Genomic DNA, 17,402 nt, shown 5'->3' with positions numbered 1-17,402 from the left:
GCGCAGCGGACGATAGTGACCGTTGGTTTGGCGATCTTTCGCGCAATGCATTTTGATCCTCAGCGCGATCTGGCCCAGCATCTGGCATGCTGCTCGGCAACATCATCGATCGCTGCGGCATCAATGAAAGTTGCGCCCTTTCGGCATGACCTTTGCGGTTTCCCCAGCATCCTTCCCGCTGCCCACTGATATCATCGGCCCTTCCATTGCGTCCTTTTCAAGGATGCCTGCCGCCTTCCTTGCGCCGGAATGGTCCGTCGGCCGCATGGTCTCGTCGGCGCCTTGGCAAAGACCAAAGCGCTGCGCCTCCTTCTGCAGAAGGCCAAGAGCGGGCGTCATATCTTCGATATGCTCGACCACAGTGTGAATGACGCCGCTTTGACTTTGCAGTTTGCCATGGATTTTCACAAGCCGCGCCCCCATGACGACCGAGCGGTATTTCTCGAAGGCCGTTTTCCAAACGATGGCATTGGCAACACCCGTTTCATCCTCAAGCGTCATGAAGATCACGCCCTTGGCCGAGCCCGGGCGCTGGCGCACCAGCACCAGGCCGGCAATCGTCACTCTCTTTCCGTTCGGCACGGCCAGAAGGTCGACATTGCGCGTAATCCCTGCTTTTTGGAAGTCCTCTCGCAGGAATGAGATGGGGTGTCCCTTCAGTGACAGCGAGAGATAGCGATAATCCTCCACCACCTGTTCGCCCGACAGCATTTCGGGCAGATTCACCCTTGGTTCGACTTGGAGATCGACATGGGACACGCGGTCGAACAAGGGCAGTCTTTCTGCGGCGCTTTTCACATCAAGCGCCCGCGCCGCCCAGAGCGCCTCTCGCCGTGACAAGCCGATAGAACCGAAGGCATCTGCATCTGCCAGCCGTTCGATCTGCGATTTCTCAAGGCCTGATCGCAGCCATAGATCGCGGATCGAGCTATACCCGGCACCTCGATTTGCAATCAGTTTCGCCTTTATCATGTCGCCGGAAAGGCCCTTCACTTGCCGAAAACCGAGGCGGACTGCTGTTTTCGTGCGGATGACCTTGTGCATGTCCTTGTGCCGGAAGTCGATCTTTGACTTGTCGAAGCATGCATCCTCCAACAGGCAATCCCAATCCGAACGGTTGATATCCACGGCACGAATTTCCACGCCGTGCTCGCGCGCATCGCGGACCAGTTGCGCCGGCGCATAGAACCCCATCGGCTGCGAGTTCAGCATCGCCGCACAGAAGACATCGGGGTAGTAGGCCTTGATCCAAGATGAAGCATAGACGAGCAACGCAAAGGAGGCCGCATGGCTTTCCGGAAAGCCATATTCGCCGAAGCCTTTGATTTGATTGAAACACTGATGCGCAAAGTCAGAGGAATAGTGTCTTGAAACCATTCCTTCGATGAATCGCTTCTGGAAATTGCCGATCGTGCCGGTTCTCTTGAACGTTGCCATGGCCCGTCGAAGCCGATCTGCCTCCGCCGGCATGAAGCCTGCGGCGGTGATCGCAATCTGCATTGCCTGCTCCTGAAACAGTGGAACGCCGAGCGTTCTTTCCAGCACCGCCTTCAATTCACTGCTGGGATACTCGATGGGTGTCTTCTGCTGTCGTCTCTTGAGGTAGGGGTGGACCATATCGCCCTGTATCGGTCCCGGCCGGACGATTGCCACCTCGATCACGAGATCATAGAATTCCCTCGGCTTCAGGCGCGGCAGCATGCTCATCTGCGCCCGGCTTTCGATCTGGAACACCCCCAGCGTATCGGCCCGGCATATCATCTCGTAGACCGGTTTGCCCTCTTGCCCATGCTCCCTGTTGCCGAGATCGGCGAGTGTTTTCTTCACATCGTAGTGCAGTTGAAGAAGTTGGAAAGCCTTCCGCAGACAGGTCAGCATCCCGAGCGCCAGAATATCGACCTTGAGAATCTTGACATTGTCGAGATCGTCCTTGTCCCACTCGATCATGTAGCGGTCCGGCATCGCCGTCTTCATGATCGGCACGACTTCATCGAGCCGATCGCGGGTGATGACAAATCCGCCGACATGCTGGGTGAGGTGACGCGGAAATCCGAGAAGCTCGGAGGCATATCTGAGGACGTTCTTCGTCACCGGATCGCCGATGTCAAGACCGGCCGCCTTCGCATCGCGCTCCGACAGATTGTCTTCCGACCAGCCCCAGACGAGGCTGCTGATCGCCGATTGGACATCTTCCGAAAGCCCGAAGGCCTTGGCAACTTCGCGGCCAGCAGAGCGGGTGCGATAGGTGGTCACCCCCGCCGTCAGGCCTGCATGGTCTATGCCGTATCTTTTATAGATGTACTGGATGACTTCTTCGCGCCTGTCATGCTCGAAATCGACATCGATATCCGGCGGTTCATCGCGGTCCATCGAGATGAACCGATCAAAAAGCAAGGTCGCCTTGTTCGGATCGACTTCCGTTATTTCAAGGCAATAGCAGATGACCGAATTCGCAGCCGATCCACGTCCCTGGCACAGAACCTCGAGCTTATAGCGGGCGTGCTGAATGATCTTGTAAACGGTGAGGAAATAGGAAGCGTAGTTTTTCTGCCTGATGAGATCCAGTTCATAATCGATCTGCTTCACGATCTTCTGCGGAACCTGCTCCGGGTGGTAGCGTTTTGCAGCTCCCGCCCAGGTTAACCGTTCGAGCGTTTGATACGGCGTTTCCCCGGGATCGTTTTCAGGCGGATAATTGTGCTCCAGCTCGCTGAGCGAAAAGGTCAAGCTGGAGAAGAATGCACGGGTATTGTCGATCGCGCCGGGATAGTCCTTGAAGAGACGCACCATTTCCCGCATTCCCTTGAGATAGCGCTCTGCATTCGGCGCCAGAAGGAAACCGGCTTCGGCAACTGGAACGTGGCTGCGGATTGCGACCACGATATCGGAGAGGGGCCGCCGGTCAGGATGATGATAAAGGGGCTGATTGGTTACGATCAGCGGAATGCGGTGGCGGGCGGCAAGGATGGCGAGTGTTGCAAAAACCTGTTTGTCGCGGCCGTCATAAGCCGGCGCCAGCGCCATATGAACCGTCCTGCCAAAGCGTTTTCGAAAACGCTGCAGGCAATTTTCAAATGCCTGCAGGCCGACGGCATCATCCACAAAGAGGCGATCAGGAATAATGGCGAGCATCATCTCGTCTCCCCATTCCATGATCTCCGTTTCGGTGAGAATGCAGGAGCCTTTCTCCGCCTCCGGCTTTAGATTCCCGGCACTCAGCAGACGGCAGAGATGCGCCCACCCTCGCCTGTTTTGTGGATAGGCAAGAACATCGGGAGTTCCATCCGAAAAGACGAGGCGCGCACCTGGCTGGAGGCGGATTGGATCGAAAATGATCTGCTTCTTCTCGTCTCCTTCCAGAAGCCCGGCTTCCTTCCTCTCGAATTTTTTCCTGATCTCCTCCGCCTGCGCATGCGCCCGCACGACGCCGGCAACGGTATTCTTGTCGGCAATCCCGAGCCCGCCGAGCTTCAGGCAAGCCGCCTGCACCACCATCTCCTCGGGACTGGAGGCTCCTTCGAGAAACGAGAAGTTCGTTCTCGCACCAATCTCGAAAAATGCGGGCGCCGTGCTCATGCAAAGAGCCCATGCATGAACCACCGAGGAGGAAGCTCATGCCCGTAAAAACCTTCGCGATACATCCAGAAGCGGTGACCGGCATCATCTTCTACACGGAAATAATCGCGTGCCGCAGCGTCCGAGCCATCGATCCACCATTCCATGGCAAGCCGCTCCGGTCCCTCGCTTCGCGCCACGCGGTGCTTTATGCGCCGCCAGCGGAAGATCTGCGGCGGACCGTCGGGAACTTCGGCAAGCAGGGCCTCCACTTGCTCCGGCCTGGCAAAAAGCCGCAGCGGCCGCTCACGTCGCGGGAAAAAAGGGGTTCCTTCCTCTGCCTTGCCCCGTGCCTGAAGGCCTTCCATGGCGGGAGTAGCGATCGCCGCCCGCTCCGGCACATGGCTTTCGCGCAGTTGAAAACTCTGCAGGCAATCCGCCCCGAGGCGGGCGGCAATTTTGTCGACGAATGCCGCAAGCGATGTCTCCCGCTGTCTGCCTCCTTCGAAATCCCCCTGCGCCGCATTGAATGGATCATGGCGCAGGACATTCAGCCGCAGGATTTCAAAGCCGTAGCCGGCATCGAGATCGTCGTGGATTGCCTGCAGTCGCTCGCAGAAGAGCGAAGCGATATGCCTTGGGTCCCTGAGAGGCTGTGAGGCCCCGACGCGAATCCTGAAGACCCTGCCGTCGACGCGAAACAGCACGAGTTCGAATACGCGACCGCCGGCACCGCGTGCCTCGAGCGACGCTTTGAGTGATAGAGCGATCTGGCCGGCCATGGCGAGGATATCTTCTTCCGTGCCGATCGGCTCGATAAGGCGTCGTTCGGCGGAAAGACTGGCGACCGGCCGGCGTGGGGAAACAGGCTCCTCTTCCAGTCCAAGCGCCTGGTCTAGCCTGAGCAGGAACTGCGCGCCGAAACGGCGGGCTAGCGGTGCGCGTGGGGCAGACAGGAGGTCGCCGATATATTTGAAGCCGAGCTTCTTCAGTGCCTCGATAGTACCTTCCTCGAGGCGAAGGGCTGCGACCGGCAGTGGTGCCAGGACATGTTCCGTCTGATCGGCTTCGATGACGCCCCCATCCCCGAAGCGGGACACAGCCCAGGAAAGGCCCGGCGAGGAGGAGATAGCGCCGCACACATCGAGCCCCATATGAAATAGCCGGGAAAGGATATCCTTGAGCATGGTCGTTTCGCCGCCAAAGAGATGGGCGCAGCCGGTAATATCAAGAAACAGGCCGTCCTTGCCGTCGAAGGCCACCAGCGGTGTATAACGGTCGCACCAATCCGCGATGCCTTCGAGAAGCCGACGATCGGCGGCCAGGTCTTCCTCATTGACATCCAAAAGCGGGTAAATCGCACGCGCTTCTGCCACTCCCTGGTTCTTCTTGAGTTTAATCCGCTCCGCCACCTCGTCGAGCGCCGTTAGGCGCATGGTATTGTTGAGCCGTCCAGAACAGACGATCGGCGGCGCGTCAGGGCGTCCGGCCGAACGCCAAGACAGACCCCACCTCTTGCGGGCGATCCTGTCGGTTGGAAGATGGGGAAAATTGAGCGACAGAATGCGCTGGTTGCTCGCCTGGAGAACGAGTGCGCTCTGGCTGGCTAACGGGGAAAAACTGGCGGTCATGAGGGTTCCATTCCAGAAGAAAGGAGAGGGGAGCCGCGTTGCGGCTCTTCTCCAGGATGAGACGAAAGACCGGACTGCCGATGCTGCCGGCAAACAGCGAACCATCCGGCAGAGGCCGTGTGCTGGCTGGCGCAGGTTCGGCACGGAATCGGAAAGAGGCGCTGCTCGCCTCCTCCTCGCCTCCCTGCCGCAACAGAAGAAGCGGCCGGCCGGAAGCCCTTGCCCGCATGCTCAATCGCCGGCTTTCTGTAAGACCAAACTGGGCCGGGTTGCCGCGCACCTCCAGGATCGTGGCTGGGAACACAGCGCTTTCGACCGCCGTTTCGGCAAGCCACAGCGCCTCTTCCAGCTTGTGTGGCGACGCAATGAGAAAGCGTTCCGGCTCCAGGCCGAAATCCTTGAGGCCAACCGCATAGGGATGCCCTGCTTCCATTGTCGATATTCTGTCACCGATCCAAAGGACCGGCATGCCATCCGCCGTCTCGTGCCGCTGCAGCCAGGCCGCAAGCGCCAGCACGAAACCGCTGGCGCCGCCCGCGTCCCTCAGCATCACAGACCGGACTTCGGTAATGCCGTTAAGCGGCAGACCACCTTCGAGCGCTTCATCGAGAATTGGAATGTCAAAGGACAGGCGCGGCGGCGGGGGCGTTGTTGCAGGTCTCGAACGGGTCTCATCGCCAGTTGCACGAGACTCTTGCGTGGCTGCCGCAAGCGCAGGTGCCGGCTTGCCTTCGAGTTTCGCAATGGTTTCGCGGAGCGCAAAAAGCTGCTCGCGCGCCACGGCCGTCTGCGCCATGACGTTTCACTCCAGAGTCAGATTGTTCCTGTTATGTTCTTATGGATTCCAGAGCTTGCTAGAAGAGTCAACAACCAATTCTTGTGAATTTATTCCTGCCTTTGATTCCACACTCGAAAATCCTACGCAAAGGTTCTATATGGGCGCCAAAGGAAGGAATTTTCATGGCCCGCATAGACCAGAGCGAGGATTGGCGGGATCGCCATGCCCCAACGATCAGCACATTCGAGTCTCTGGCAATGGAGGCCTATAGCCACCTGCCGGATGAATTCCGCTCGCTCACCGACAATCTGACAATCGAGATCGAGGATTTTCCGGACGACGATGTTTTCGAGGATATGGCGCTGGAAACGCCCTTCGACCTGCTTGGCCTCTTCGAAGGCCGGGGCATTTCCGAGCGCTTCACGGTCGAGACCGGCGAGATGCCCAATCGTATCCGCCTCTACCGGCGTCCCATCCTGGATTACTGGGCAGAAAACGATGAAACGCTCGGAGACATCATCACCCACGTCCTCATCCATGAGATCGGCCACCATTTCGGCCTGAGCGATGACGACATGGAGCGGATCGAAGCCAGCGTCGAGGAAGCCGTCGACCGCTAAGCTATTGCTCGGAGAGCTTCATCTGCGGATGATAATCCTTGCCTTCGACCTCTTTGACGATCGCCTGGCCGGCGATTACCTGTCCGGTCTGAATATTGTAGGTCAGCGACGGTACACCGTGAAGCGACCAGCCGTTGTTGAGCGCATCGGTCACGCGATGGCAGAATGCGGCGTCGTCCTGGCCGGTCAGAAGGCGATAGAGCTTCATGATAAAGGCTTTCGTTCAATTGTCTGGCGTTTCGCAATCAGGCGGCCCTTATGGACCAGGCTTTCTGCCTGTACAAGATGCAGCCGCTCGATCATCCGGCCGTTCAACGTGATGACGTTGAGACCTTCGGACGAGGGATGGGCGAAAGCGGCGATGATTTCTTCCGCCTCCCGGATGGCAGCCTCGTCGGGAGCGAAGTGCCGATTGGCAGCCTCGATCTGCATCGGATGGATCAGCATTTTGCCATCATATCCCATGGCCCGGGCATGGGCGCATTCGGCCTCGAAGGCATCTGTTTCCTTGAAATCATTGAAAACGCTATCGATCGCATCCAGACCATAGGCACGCACGGCAAGGATGACCTGCATCAGCCAGGGCACGAGATAGGTTCGGCCCGGTTGAGGAAGAACGCCGGTCTCTTTGCGCAGATCATTGAGCCCGACGACAAAGCAATCGAGTCTCGAGCCTAAGGTGCGCCCAGCCTCAGCGATTGCCGCCGCGTTCAGGATACCGCGGGGCGTCTCGATCATCGCCCAGATACGCAAGGTCTCCGGCACGTCCGCGTCAGCAAGAAGATCGCTCACGGCCATGACATCCTGCGGCTCATCCACCTTCGGCAAAAGCACGGCATCTGGCCGCAGCGCCTGTACCAGCTCCATGTCGGCGTGGCCGAAAGCCGACGAGAGCGCGTTGATACGGATGATCCTTTCCTTGTTCGCAAGTGGCTTGCCCGAAAAGAAGGCTTTCAGGTTTTCGCGAGCTTCCTCCTTCTTCTCCAACGCCACGGAATCTTCGAGATCGAAAATGACCGCATCGCAATCGAGCCCATGGATCTTTTCGAGCGCGCGCTGATTGATTGCGGGAACACTCAGCACGGAGCGGTGTAAACTGAACGAACGGATGGGCGAATTCTGGCTCATCACGAATGTGTGCCAAGCTTTGTGAAAAGTGGCAAGACAACAAAAAGCCATGCTTGACTTGCAGAAATAAAGACCAGGGACCACATTCCTTTCGAAGAAAGGTCTAAACTCATGCAGAATATACGTTCCATCTTCCTCATGCTCGCAGGGATCACTGTATTCGTGGCGCTCGCTGCTCTTACCTTCTCGGTGACGCTCGCCGTTGGCGCCATCCTGACCGTGCTCATGGCCGGCCGCGCGCTTTCGATGAAGATGAAGCCGGCGCCCGTCCGCGCCAAGGCTGCGCCAAAGCGCGAAATGCGCATCTGGAACGACGGCCGCGGCACGATCATCGATCTCTAGGCGCACGCCAAGATTCCCCTTCATTTTTACGGCGTTTTGCTCTATTGCCGAGCAATCGTTGAAAAACGGCATACAAAGGCAGGTTTCCATGGAAAAGTTCGTGAAGCTCACGGGCGTTGCAGCACCCCTCCCGGTCGTCAATATCGACACGGACATGATCATTCCCAAGGATTACCTGAAGACCATCAAGCGCACCGGTCTTGGCAAGGGGCTCTTTGCCGAAGCCCGCTACAACGAAGACGGCACGCCGAACCCGGACTTCGTGCTCAACAAAGCGGCTTATCAGAATGCCAAGATTCTTGTTGCCGGTGATAATTTCGGATGCGGCTCCTCTCGCGAGCATGCTCCGTGGGCGCTTCTCGATTTCGGCATCCGCTGCGTCATCTCCACAAGCTTCGCGGACATCTTCTACAACAACTGTTTCAAGAACGGTATTCTCCCGATCAGGGTCAGCCAGGAAGACCTCGATAAGCTGATGGACGATGCCTCTCGCGGTTCCAACGCAGTCCTGACGGTCGATCTCGAAAACCTGGAGATCACCGGCCCGGACGGTGGTTCGATCAAGTTCGACCTCGACGAATTCAAGCGCCACTGCCTGCTGAACGGTCTCGACGATATCGGCCTGACGCTGGAAAAGGCCGCTGCGATCGACAAGTTCGAAAAGTCGAACGCCGCATCGCGTCCCTGGGCAGCTTAATCGTCCGAACCCGACATGCGACCAAGCCGGGCATCGACCCGGCTTTTCTTTGCGCACCCTTGAGAAATTCCCGGGATGTACAACGCCGTCATGAGGCGGCAAACCGTACCGATTCAGCCGTTCTGTTCCTTGAAATGGCTTTCGACGGGGTCTAAGAAGCCGCAACTTGTTTTTCAGCGGAGGGTTTCATGACAGCGCGCAATCTTTTCCTGCTGCCGGGCGACGGCATCGGTCCGGAGGCAATGGACGAGGTCCGCAAGATCATTGCTTACATGAACGAGGCGATGAACGCCGGATTCGTCGTCGGCGAAGGCCTTGTCGGCGGCAGTGCCTACGATGCGCATGGCGCGGCCATCTCGGAAGACGACATGAAAAAGGCGCTGGCAGCAGATGCCGTTCTCTTCGGTGCAGTCGGCGGTCCGAAATGGGACAGCGTGCCCTATGAAGTGCGTCCGGAAGCAGGCCTTCTGCGCCTGCGCAAGGACTTGGAACTCTTCGCAAACCTGCGCCCGGCGATCTGCTATCCGGCGCTTGCCTCCGCCTCCTCGTTGAAGCCTGAACTTGTCGAAGGTCTTGACATTCTCATCATCCGCGAGCTCACGGGTGGCGTCTATTTCGGCGAACCTAAGGAGATCATCGATCTCGGCAACGGCCAGAAACGCGGCATCGATACGCAGGTCTACGACACTTACGAAATCGAACGCATTGCCGGCGTCGCCTTCGAAATGGCCCGAACCCGCCAGAACCGTGTCTGCTCCATGGAAAAGCGCAACGTCATGAAGTCCGGCGTGCTCTGGAACCAGGTCGTGACCGAGACGCACAAAGCAAAGTATTCCGACGTCCAGCTGGAGCATATGCTGGCCGATGCCGGCGGAATGCAGCTGGTGCGCCAGCCGAAGCAGTTCGACGTGATCGTCACCGACAATCTCTTCGGCGACATGCTTTCGGACGTCGCGGCGATGCTGACGGGTTCGCTTGGCATGCTGCCGTCTGCTTCTCTCGGTGCACCGGATGGCAAGACAGGCAAACGCAAGGCGCTCTACGAACCGGTCCACGGCTCCGCTCCCGATATCGCCGGCAAGGGCGTCGCCAACCCGATTGCGATGATCGCCTCCTTCGCCATGTGCCTGCGTTATTCCTTCAACCTCGTGAAGGAAGCCGACGATCTCGAGAAGGCTATTGCCAACGTGCTCGATAAGGGTATCCGCACGGCCGACATCATGGCCGAAGGCGCTAGGAAGGTCGGAACTGTTGAAATGGGCCAGGCGATCCTTGCCGAGTTCAAGACGCTTTCTGCCTGATATTTCACGTGAAACGCTTTTGCGCCCTTCGTATCTATCGGTACGGAGGGCTTTTTATTGAAGGTATCAGTTCCGTTTCCTATGTCCTCAAAACGACGAAGGGCAAAACGACGAAGGGATGGAATGAGCAATACCGCCGATCAAAAACGAGGCTGCCGATCTTATCTTGGCAAGCGCTACGACGCCCGACGCACGATCCATCGCAGAGTTCCCTGGAAGGCGTTTACGCTTTCGGCGGTCAATGTCGTCGTCATCGCCTTTTTTGTCTTTGACAGGCCGCTCGGACAGGCAGCCAAGAGCCTCTCGCCTCCCCTGGTATCGATCGCCGGCGAGGTGACGGATATCGGCCGGCTTGCATGGATCCTTGCGGGGCTTTGCACCATTCTCGCCACCGGTTACGCCGTTCGCCGGCGGCTTTGGAAAGTCCGCCGCCGGTTCCGCATGGCCTGTTTCGTCCAGATGACAGCCTATGTCGGGCTATCCGTCATCCTCGCCAGTGTCTGTGCCAACACTTTGAAGTTCCTGATCGGGCGGGCGCGTCCGCTCATCTACGAGCAGGAGGGCATTTTCAGTTTCTCGCCCTTGAACACGGATTTCCTGCATCAGAGCTTCCCGTCGGGTCATTCGGCCAACATCGGCGCGCTCTTTGTGGCACTGATCCTCCTCTTTCCCCACGTCAGGCTCATTTTCATCGGTATCGGTCTCTGGCTCGGTGCAACCCGCATCATCATCGGCGTCCACTATCCGAGCGACGTCGTAGCAGGACTGGCGCTCGGCGCCTGGCTCGCATTTGCCGTCTCGATCCTCTTTGCCCGCTTCGGCCTGATCTTTGCCGTCGGTCGCGAAGGCTGGCCCGTGCCACGTCTCAGCAGACTCATTTGAGCCTCGGTTCGACGTTCTGCTATCCTTGCGCCTTCCCCAGAATGCTTTTCGAACGGATGTGTTTTTTGCAGGCTCTGAGGACCGCCACTCGTCCATTCGCACTACGGGCCGCTCTTCAACCGCGGCCTTGACGGATGGCGACATCGAATGGGTTGTCCAGATACAAGAAACCCGGCGCCCTGAAGGCGCCGGGTGCTGTTTTCGCAATTGCGATGGATCGCCTCAATCCATCGTGCGGATATCGCGGTCCTTGGTTTCCGGCAGGAAAATCATACCGATGACCAGGGTGATGCCCGCAAAGATGATCGGGTACCAGAGACCGTAGTAGATGTCGCCCTTGAAGGCGCTCATCGCGAAGGCGGTTGCCGGAAGCAGACCACCGAACCAGCCGTTGCCGATGTGATAGGGAAGCGACATGCCGGTATAGCGGATCCGGGTCGGGAAGAGCTCCACCAGAAGGGCAGCGATCGGCCCGTAGACCATCGTCACGTAAATGACGAGGACGGTCAGGACGGCGATGACGCCCACCCAGTTCAGTCTTGCCGGGTCGGCAACCATGGTGAAGGTACCACCGTTGGCGATCGTGTAGACAGTCATGTCGTTGACGCCCTTGGCCTCGTCGGCCGTCAGCAGCTTGTCGGTCACGAGCTTTTCGGCCGGTACGGTCTCCTTCTGACCTGCACGAACCGCATCAGCATTGAGAGCCAGTTCCGGGTTGGCGGCGATGAAGGCATCGAGCTTGGATTCCGGAACCTTGGCCGCGCCGCGAACCAGGGGGTAGCCAGCATCGCGAAGCGCGATGTTGATGCCCTTTTCGAAAGCGCCGTTCATCGCTTTCGCCTTGTCGCCAGCAGCGGCGGCATCATAGCTTGTAATCGTGTCGTCGCCGATCTTGACCGTGGCGGCCGAACCGGCGGGGCCGCTTACGACATCATATGGCACCGAGTTCTTCGTCAGGAACGACGTGGCGATATCGCACGAGGTGGTAAACTTCGCGGTGCCGGTCGGGTTGAACTGGAACTTGCAATCGCCCGGTGCCGCAGTAACCGTTGCGCGGATCGTGGCCTGCGCCTCTGCAAGCGCCGGATTGGCAAAATTGGTCAGAGCCTTGAACAGCGGGAAGTAAGTCACCATGGCGAGCAGGAGGCCGGCCATGATGATCGGCTTGCGACCGATCTTGTCGGAAAGCCACCCGAAGAAAACGAAGAAGCCGGTCCCGAGCAACAACGACGCCGCGACCATCAGGTTGGTCGACTGCGCGTCGACTTTCAGGATGTTTTGCAGGAAGAACAGCGCGTAGAACTGACCGCAATACCAGACGACGGCCTGCCCCATGACAGCGCCAAGAAGCGCAAGCAGCGCCACCTTGGCGTTACGCCACTGGCCGAAGGCTTCCGTCAGCGGCGCCTTCGAACCCTTGCCCTCGGCCTTCATCTTCTGGAAGGCCGGTGATTCGTTCATCTTCAGACGGATCCAGACGGAAACACCGAGCAGGACGACCGAGACGAGGAACGGGATACGCCAGCCCCAGGCGGCGAAATCGGCGGCACCCAGCATGGACTGGACGAAGAGAATGATCAGCAGCGACAGGAACAGGCCGAGTGTTGCCGTCGTCTGGATCCATGACGTGAAGAAACCGCGCCGGCCATGCGGCGCATGTTCGGCCACATAGGTCGCTGCGCCACCGTATTCACCGCCGAGGGCCAAGCCCTGCAGGAGGCGCAGACCGACCAGGATGATCGGGGCTGCGATGCCGATGGACGCCGCTCCTGGAAGGATACCGACGAGGAAGGTCGACAGACCCATGATCAGGATTGTGATCAGGAAGGTATATTTGCGGCCGACCAGATCGCCGAGGCGGCCGAAAACCAATGCGCCGAACGGACGCACCAGGAAGCCGGCTGCAAAGGCGAGCAGGGCGAAGATGTTTCGCGTCGTTTCCGGATACTGGCTGAAAAAGGTAGCGCCGATATAGGTGGCGAGTGAACCGTAAAGATAGAAGTCATACCATTCGAAAACGGTCCCGAGCGAGGAGGCGAAGATGACCTTCTTCTCCTCGCCTGTCATCGGGCCGACTCTCGCGTCTCCGACGCTTGCGACATTTGCCATTGTCTGTCCTCCACAGAGTGATAAGCAACGAGGCGCGTCCCAAGCTCTCCTCAAAGCATCCTTGGACGCAACTCGCCTGACAAGAGTGTGACAGAAAAGGATTCGGAGAAAGAGAGCGGCTTTGGGATTATGACTTTAGTCTAATGCCTTTGCACAGATTGTCGCAGGCAAGGCTCCTTCCGAAGGACCGCAATCTCTGCCCGGGTGCTCGAGACAGCAGGTTGCAAAAACCTTGACTCCTGTGGAAAACCTTTTAAGAGCAACGGCGGAAGGGAATATCCATGGTTCGAGACGAACACGCCATTGCTGCACGCGATGATCTGGCACCAGGTGCCGGGATGGATATTGCTGTTCCGGTTTCTTCCAAAACCAAGGCCAAAACGACGACGAAAACCGTCTGACGTCTCTGGCCTGCCGCTCTCTCCCCGGCCCGGCTGGGGACAGGAAGCCGCGATCGTCTCGCGCCTTCCCCCTCACCGGACAAGAGGAGAGAAGAGAAAGAGAGCTTGAAATGGGTTTCAAAGTTGCAGTTGCGGGAGCGACCGGAAATGTGGGCCGGGAAATGCTCAACATCCTCTCGGAGCGCGGCTTCCCCGCCGACGAAGTCGTGGCGCTCGCCTCCGCGCGTTCGCAGGGTACGGAGGTTTCCTACGGTGATCGGACACTGAAGGTTTCCAACCTCGAGAACTACGATTTCTCCGACACTGACATCTGCCTGATGTCTGCGGGTGGCGAGGTGTCCAAGAAGTTCTCGCCGAAGATCGGCCAGCAGGGATGCGTCGTGATCGACAACTCCTCGGCCTGGCGCTACGACGCCGACGTGCCGCTGATCGTTCCGGAAGTGAATCCGGATGCCGTGACGCAGTTCACCAAGCGCAACATCATCGCCAACCCGAATTGCTCGACCGCACAGCTCGTCGTGGCTTTGAAGCCACTGCATGACTTTGCCAAGATCAAGCGTGTTGTCGTCTCGACCTACCAGTCGGTTTCCGGCGCAGGCAAGGACGGCATGGACGAGCTCTTCAACCAGACACGCGCCGTCTTCGTTGCCGATCCGATCGAAAACAAGAAGTTCACGAAGCGCATCGCCTTCAATGTCATTCCCCATATCGACGTCTTCATGGAGGATGGCTACACCAAGGAAGAATGGAAGGTTCTAGCCGAGACCAAGAAGATGCTCGACCCGAAAATCAAGGTCACGTGCACGGCCGTACGGGTTCCGGTTTTCATCGGCCATTCAGAATCGGTCAATATCGAGTTCGAAAACGAGATCACCGCCGATCAGGCGCGCGAGATCCTGCGGGACGCTCCGGGCTGCCTCGTCATCGATAAGCACGAAAACGGCGGCTATATCACGCCTTACGAATCTGCCGGCGAAGACGCGACTTATATTTCGCGCATCCGCGAAGATGCGACAGTCGAGAATGGCCTCAACATCTGGGTGGTTTCAGACAACCTGCGAAAGGGCGCGGCTTTGAATGCAATCCAGATTGCCGAGCTCCTCGTCAACCGCGGTCTCATCAAGCCCCGCAAGAAGGCCGCCTAACACCAAAAATTAACCATAATTTACTATCAGCCCCGCATATCGCCTGATGATGCGGGGCTTCCTACGAAAACTGGCCGATGGCCATCAGGTTGCAAGGCACCGAAAGGTGATCGTGACAAAATTATCTGCTGCTGGCATTCTTGCGCGGCGCCAAGCTTGTGCAGATGGAGATCGGGGTTTCTGATGAGCATGACAAAATTCTTTGTGGCGGTCATCGCAGCGGCGAGCGTACTCCACGCCGTTCCGGCAGCGGCAAAGGCTGCCCAGTGCGGCAACAACAGCGCGGGTTTCCAAGCTTGGGTTGCCGACTTCAAGCAGCAAGCAGCCGCCAGCGGCGTCAGCCCATCGGTGCTGGACCGGGCCTTCGCCAATGTGAACTATAATAAATCGACAATCGCAGCCGACCGTGGGCAGAAGAGCTTCAAGCTCTCCTTCGACGCATTCATGAAGAAACGGGGTGGCGCCACGATCATCTCCCGCGGCAGAAGCATGAAGCGCGCCAATCAAGGACTCTTCGCCTCGATCGAAAGCCGCTACGGCGTGCCGGCCGGACCGCTGATCGCGATCTGGGGAATGGAGACCGGCTTCGGCAGTTATATGGGCAATCAGCATACCCTGTCTGCCGTTTCGACCCTCGCCTATGACTGCCGCCGCTCGGATTATTTCACCGATCAGCTTTATGCCGCTCTGCAACTTGTTTCCGAAGGCTATCTCAGCCCGCAGGCTCGCGGCGCGGCGCACGGCGAAATTGGACAGACGCAGTTCCTGCCGCGCAACGTGGTCCGTTTCGGAGCCGACGGCGACGGCGACGGACGCGTCGACTTGGTCGGCTCGCGCGCTGATGCCCTGGCTTCGACGGCAAACTTCCTCAGAGGCCACGGCTGGCAGGCAGGCGCGGGTTATCAGCCAGGCGAAGCGAATTTTGCAGCAATCGCTGGCTGGAACGCAGCAACCGTCTATCAACAGGCAATCGCTTACATCGGCCGGCAGATCGACGGCCAGTGAGCTTTCCCGCCCGCGAAGTTCATACTTCCGGGCGGATAAAATCGCGCGTTTCGGCGTCCATCACCCATAATTCGCCGGTCGAGATATCGAACCAGGCTCCGTGCAGGGCGATCTCACCTGCCTCTTCAAGCGCCTTGATATCCGGAAAAGTTCTCAGGTTGTTGAGCGAGTTGCGGATCGAGACGCGCTCGAGCGCCGTCTGGCGCTCGGCGGCAGTCATCACGTCGTTGCTTTGAATCTGCTCGGCAGCCGGCCGGACGAGTGACATCCAGCGGCCGATGAAATCACCAGGCGACAGCGGTTCGGAATTGGGATCGAGTGCTGCGCGTATACCACCGCAGCGGCCATGGCCCATGACGACGATGTCGGAAACCTTCAAGACCTGCACGGCGAATTCCAAAGCGGCCGACGTCGAGTGGAAATGGCCATCCGGCTCGTAAGGCGGGACCATGTTGGCGACGTTGCGGATGACGAAAAGCTCACCGGGGCCAGCGTCGAAGATAAGTTCCGGTGCTGCGCGCGAGTCCGAACAGGCAATAACCAGCGTATTCGGATTCTGGCCGTTTTCAGCCAGCATCTTATAGCGGTCGCGGGCGTCGGCATAACGACCGTTCATGAAGTTGCGATAGCCGTCCAGAAGGGTAGTTGGAAAACACTGCATGACTGTCGATTAGCGCGCAGTCGCCGCAAGATCAACTGCTGCACGTGCGAAATGCGAAAACTGCCGTCGCTTAGCTCTTCTTCCGTTGAGCGGGATGCATGAGGCGGCGCATCTGCACCATGGCCATTGGCGTCGAGAGGCTTGATGCATCACTTGCGAGCGTGAGCTCGTCACTGCCGCGTTTGACAGCACGTACCAGCACTTCATAGACGCTGGCTGTTGCAAGCTGCAATGCTTTTTCGTCGTCCATCCCGGAAAGCAGCCGCGAGAGGAAGACGGCTGCCAGCAGGTCGCCCAATCCATTCGGTGGCTTGTCGACGACGCGATGCTCGGCAAGCAGGGCATGGCGGCCCGAGAGATAGAGATTTCCGGTGCCGCCAGCCATCATCGGAACAGCGGAGGTGACAAGCATGCGGGAAGGGCCGAGGGACAAGGCAGCCTCCATGACGGCCGTATTGTCCTCCAACGGTGCGCCCACCATCCAGGCCAGCTCATAGCGGTTGGGTGTGGCCAACGAGGCCAGTGGGATCAGATGGTCGCGGATCGCCTCCGCTGTTGCTTCGGGAACATAGAGGCCGCCCAGATCCCCCATCACCGGATCGCAGACATAGAGCAGCTCGGGGTTTCTTTCACGCAATGCGCTGACCAGACGGGCAACGGAACCAGCCTGGGCAGCGTTTCCGAAATAACCAGACAAAACCGCCTTCACTTCTCCAACCCACGGCGCACGGATGAGATCATCGATAGCGGCATCGAAATCGGCCTCCGCAAAGGTGAGCCGGGTCGAACGGCCATGACCGGGATGCCAGGGCAGAATGATGGTCGGCAGTGCCCAGACCTGATGGCCCAGCGTCTCAAGCGCGAAGACGGCGGCGCGATTGCCCACCGAACCGCGAACGACATGGCTGGAGATGACGATCACCGCTCCTGCAGCACTATTGTCCGGCATAGTAATTTTGAACCCCGCATTCGATGCGCTTTTGATCGTCCTTTTGCCGCGCCGCTGTCAACCATTCTTCATCCATGCGTGGAAATCTGGGCGAGCCGACAAAACACTGGCCTTACGCTTCCAAAAATCGGGAAATTCTCCGAAATCTTACGAAATCCGGATCAAAAACGCACAAAAACTGCCAGGGCGGAGCCTCTT

Annotated in this window: 15 protein-coding genes and 1 pseudogene; 8 read left to right on the top strand and 8 right to left on the bottom strand. The window is 58.5% G+C overall.

All coding sequences use genetic code 11. The annotated features are described in order from the left end of the window. Positions 1-120: 120 nt before the first annotated feature. Genes EV130_RS18590 through EV130_RS33405 form a run of 3 tightly spaced genes read right to left on the bottom strand, consistent with a single transcriptional unit; the run spans position 121 to position 5,982 of the window. Entirely contained in the window at positions 121-3,576 is a 3,456-nt protein-coding gene (locus EV130_RS18590) for an error-prone DNA polymerase (protein ID WP_132661070.1), read from the bottom strand. After that, entirely contained in the window at positions 3,573-5,021 is a 1,449-nt protein-coding gene (locus EV130_RS18585; protein WP_281032109.1) for a Y-family DNA polymerase, read from the bottom strand. The genes EV130_RS18590 and EV130_RS18585 overlap by 4 nt, the downstream gene beginning before the upstream one ends. Positions 5,022-5,031: 10 nt before the next feature. Beyond that, on the bottom strand, positions 5,032-5,982 hold the full coding sequence (locus EV130_RS33405; protein WP_074062957.1) for an ImuA family protein: 951 nt from the start codon (positions 5,980-5,982) through the stop codon (positions 5,032-5,034). Positions 5,983-6,146: 164 nt separating this feature from the next. Between EV130_RS33405 and EV130_RS18580 the strand changes: the two genes are divergently transcribed. Then, positions 6,147-6,584 (top strand): metallopeptidase family protein, encoded by a 438-nt coding sequence (locus EV130_RS18580; RefSeq protein WP_132661065.1) that lies wholly within the window; start codon positions 6,147-6,149, stop codon positions 6,582-6,584. 1 nt (position 6,585) lies between these two features. Here the strand turns inward: EV130_RS18580 and EV130_RS18575 are convergent, their stop codons facing one another. Further along, complete coding sequence (locus EV130_RS18575) at positions 6,586-6,792, bottom strand: DUF1737 domain-containing protein (protein ID WP_132661063.1); 207 nt, start codon at positions 6,790-6,792, stop codon at positions 6,586-6,588. After that, positions 6,789-7,712, bottom strand: a complete 924-nt coding sequence (locus tag EV130_RS18570) for an HpcH/HpaI aldolase/citrate lyase family protein (RefSeq protein ID WP_132661060.1) — start codon at positions 7,710-7,712, stop codon at positions 6,789-6,791. The genes EV130_RS18575 and EV130_RS18570 overlap by 4 nt, the downstream gene beginning before the upstream one ends. 111 nt (positions 7,713-7,823) lie before the next feature. Between EV130_RS18570 and EV130_RS18565 the strand changes: the two genes are divergently transcribed. The 4 genes from EV130_RS18565 (at position 7,824) to EV130_RS18550 (ending at position 10,934) form a co-directional block, all read left to right on the top strand. Next, a complete protein-coding gene (locus EV130_RS18565; protein WP_074062961.1) occupies positions 7,824-8,054 on the top strand; it encodes a hypothetical protein in 231 nt (76 codons plus the stop codon). Between the two features lie 88 nt (positions 8,055-8,142). Further along, positions 8,143-8,751, top strand: coding sequence for a 3-isopropylmalate dehydratase small subunit (leuD, locus tag EV130_RS18560; RefSeq protein ID WP_074062962.1), 609 nt, complete (start codon positions 8,143-8,145; stop codon positions 8,749-8,751). Positions 8,752-8,939: 188 nt separating this feature from the next. Further along, a complete protein-coding gene (gene leuB / locus EV130_RS18555; RefSeq protein WP_074062963.1) occupies positions 8,940-10,052 on the top strand; it encodes a 3-isopropylmalate dehydrogenase in 1,113 nt (370 codons plus the stop codon). A gap of 123 nt (positions 10,053-10,175) precedes the next feature. Next, positions 10,176-10,934 carry a phosphatase PAP2 family protein gene (locus EV130_RS18550; protein WP_074062964.1) on the top strand — a complete coding sequence of 253 codons (759 nt, stop codon included), beginning with the start codon at positions 10,176-10,178 and terminating at the stop codon, positions 10,932-10,934. A 222-nt stretch (positions 10,935-11,156) separates the two neighbouring features. Here EV130_RS18550 and EV130_RS18545 read toward each other — a convergent pair whose 3' ends face one another. Further along, complete coding sequence (locus tag EV130_RS18545) at positions 11,157-13,043, bottom strand: MFS transporter (protein WP_132661058.1); 1,887 nt, start codon at positions 13,041-13,043, stop codon at positions 11,157-11,159. A gap of 192 nt (positions 13,044-13,235) precedes the next feature. Here EV130_RS18545 and EV130_RS33400 point away from each other — a divergent pair. The 3 genes and pseudogenes from EV130_RS33400 to EV130_RS18535 all read left to right on the top strand — a co-directional run bounded on the left by EV130_RS33400 (position 13,236) and on the right by EV130_RS18535 (position 15,594). Beyond that, positions 13,236-13,444, top strand: a pseudogene (locus EV130_RS33400) (hypothetical protein). 110 nt (positions 13,445-13,554) lie between these two features. After that, positions 13,555-14,589, top strand: a complete 1,035-nt coding sequence (locus EV130_RS18540) for an aspartate-semialdehyde dehydrogenase (RefSeq protein ID WP_022717572.1) — start codon at positions 13,555-13,557, stop codon at positions 14,587-14,589. A 183-nt stretch (positions 14,590-14,772) separates the two neighbouring features. Then, on the top strand, positions 14,773-15,594 hold the full coding sequence (locus tag EV130_RS18535; RefSeq protein ID WP_132661056.1) for a lytic murein transglycosylase: 822 nt from the start codon (positions 14,773-14,775) through the stop codon (positions 15,592-15,594). A 19-nt stretch (positions 15,595-15,613) separates the two neighbouring features. On the opposite strand, the gene EV130_RS18530 is transcribed toward EV130_RS18535, so the two are convergent. Both EV130_RS18530 and pdxY read right to left on the bottom strand, forming a co-directional pair. After that, positions 15,614-16,255, bottom strand: coding sequence for a carbonic anhydrase (locus EV130_RS18530; RefSeq protein ID WP_074062968.1), 642 nt, complete (start codon positions 16,253-16,255; stop codon positions 15,614-15,616). A gap of 70 nt (positions 16,256-16,325) precedes the next feature. After that, positions 16,326-17,204 carry a pyridoxal kinase PdxY gene (gene pdxY / locus EV130_RS18525; protein ID WP_074062969.1) on the bottom strand — a complete coding sequence of 293 codons (879 nt, stop codon included), beginning with the start codon at positions 17,202-17,204 and terminating at the stop codon, positions 16,326-16,328. Positions 17,205-17,402 lie beyond the last annotated feature (198 nt).

The organism is Rhizobium azibense, assembly GCF_004342325.1.
In the GTDB taxonomy this organism is placed as follows: Bacteria; Pseudomonadota; Alphaproteobacteria; order Rhizobiales; family Rhizobiaceae; genus Rhizobium; species Rhizobium etli_B.
This window is presented reverse-complemented; position numbering and strand designations above follow the sequence as displayed.

Coding starts and splice junctions, on each gene's coding strand:
- pdxY (WP_074062969.1), bottom strand. CDS start 17,204: ATGCCGGACAATAGTGCTGCAGGAGCGGTGATCGTCATCTCCAGCCAT.
- leuB (WP_074062963.1), top strand. CDS start 8,940: ATGACAGCGCGCAATCTTTTCCTGCTGCCGGGCGACGGCATCGGTCCG.
- EV130_RS18550 (WP_074062964.1), top strand. CDS start 10,176: ATGAGCAATACCGCCGATCAAAAACGAGGCTGCCGATCTTATCTTGGC.
- EV130_RS18535 (WP_132661056.1), top strand. CDS start 14,773: ATGAGCATGACAAAATTCTTTGTGGCGGTCATCGCAGCGGCGAGCGTA.
- EV130_RS18540 (WP_022717572.1), top strand. CDS start 13,555: ATGGGTTTCAAAGTTGCAGTTGCGGGAGCGACCGGAAATGTGGGCCGG.
- EV130_RS18590 (WP_132661070.1), bottom strand. CDS start 3,576: ATGAGCACGGCGCCCGCATTTTTCGAGATTGGTGCGAGAACGAACTTC.
- EV130_RS18545 (WP_132661058.1), bottom strand. CDS start 13,043: ATGGCAAATGTCGCAAGCGTCGGAGACGCGAGAGTCGGCCCGATGACA.
- EV130_RS18580 (WP_132661065.1), top strand. CDS start 6,147: ATGGCCCGCATAGACCAGAGCGAGGATTGGCGGGATCGCCATGCCCCA.
- EV130_RS18570 (WP_132661060.1), bottom strand. CDS start 7,712: ATGAGCCAGAATTCGCCCATCCGTTCGTTCAGTTTACACCGCTCCGTG.
- EV130_RS33405 (WP_074062957.1), bottom strand. CDS start 5,982: ATGGCGCAGACGGCCGTGGCGCGCGAGCAGCTTTTTGCGCTCCGCGAA.
- leuD (WP_074062962.1), top strand. CDS start 8,143: ATGGAAAAGTTCGTGAAGCTCACGGGCGTTGCAGCACCCCTCCCGGTC.
- EV130_RS18530 (WP_074062968.1), bottom strand. CDS start 16,255: ATGCAGTGTTTTCCAACTACCCTTCTGGACGGCTATCGCAACTTCATG.
- EV130_RS18565 (WP_074062961.1), top strand. CDS start 7,824: ATGCAGAATATACGTTCCATCTTCCTCATGCTCGCAGGGATCACTGTA.
- EV130_RS18575 (WP_132661063.1), bottom strand. CDS start 6,792: ATGAAGCTCTATCGCCTTCTGACCGGCCAGGACGACGCCGCATTCTGC.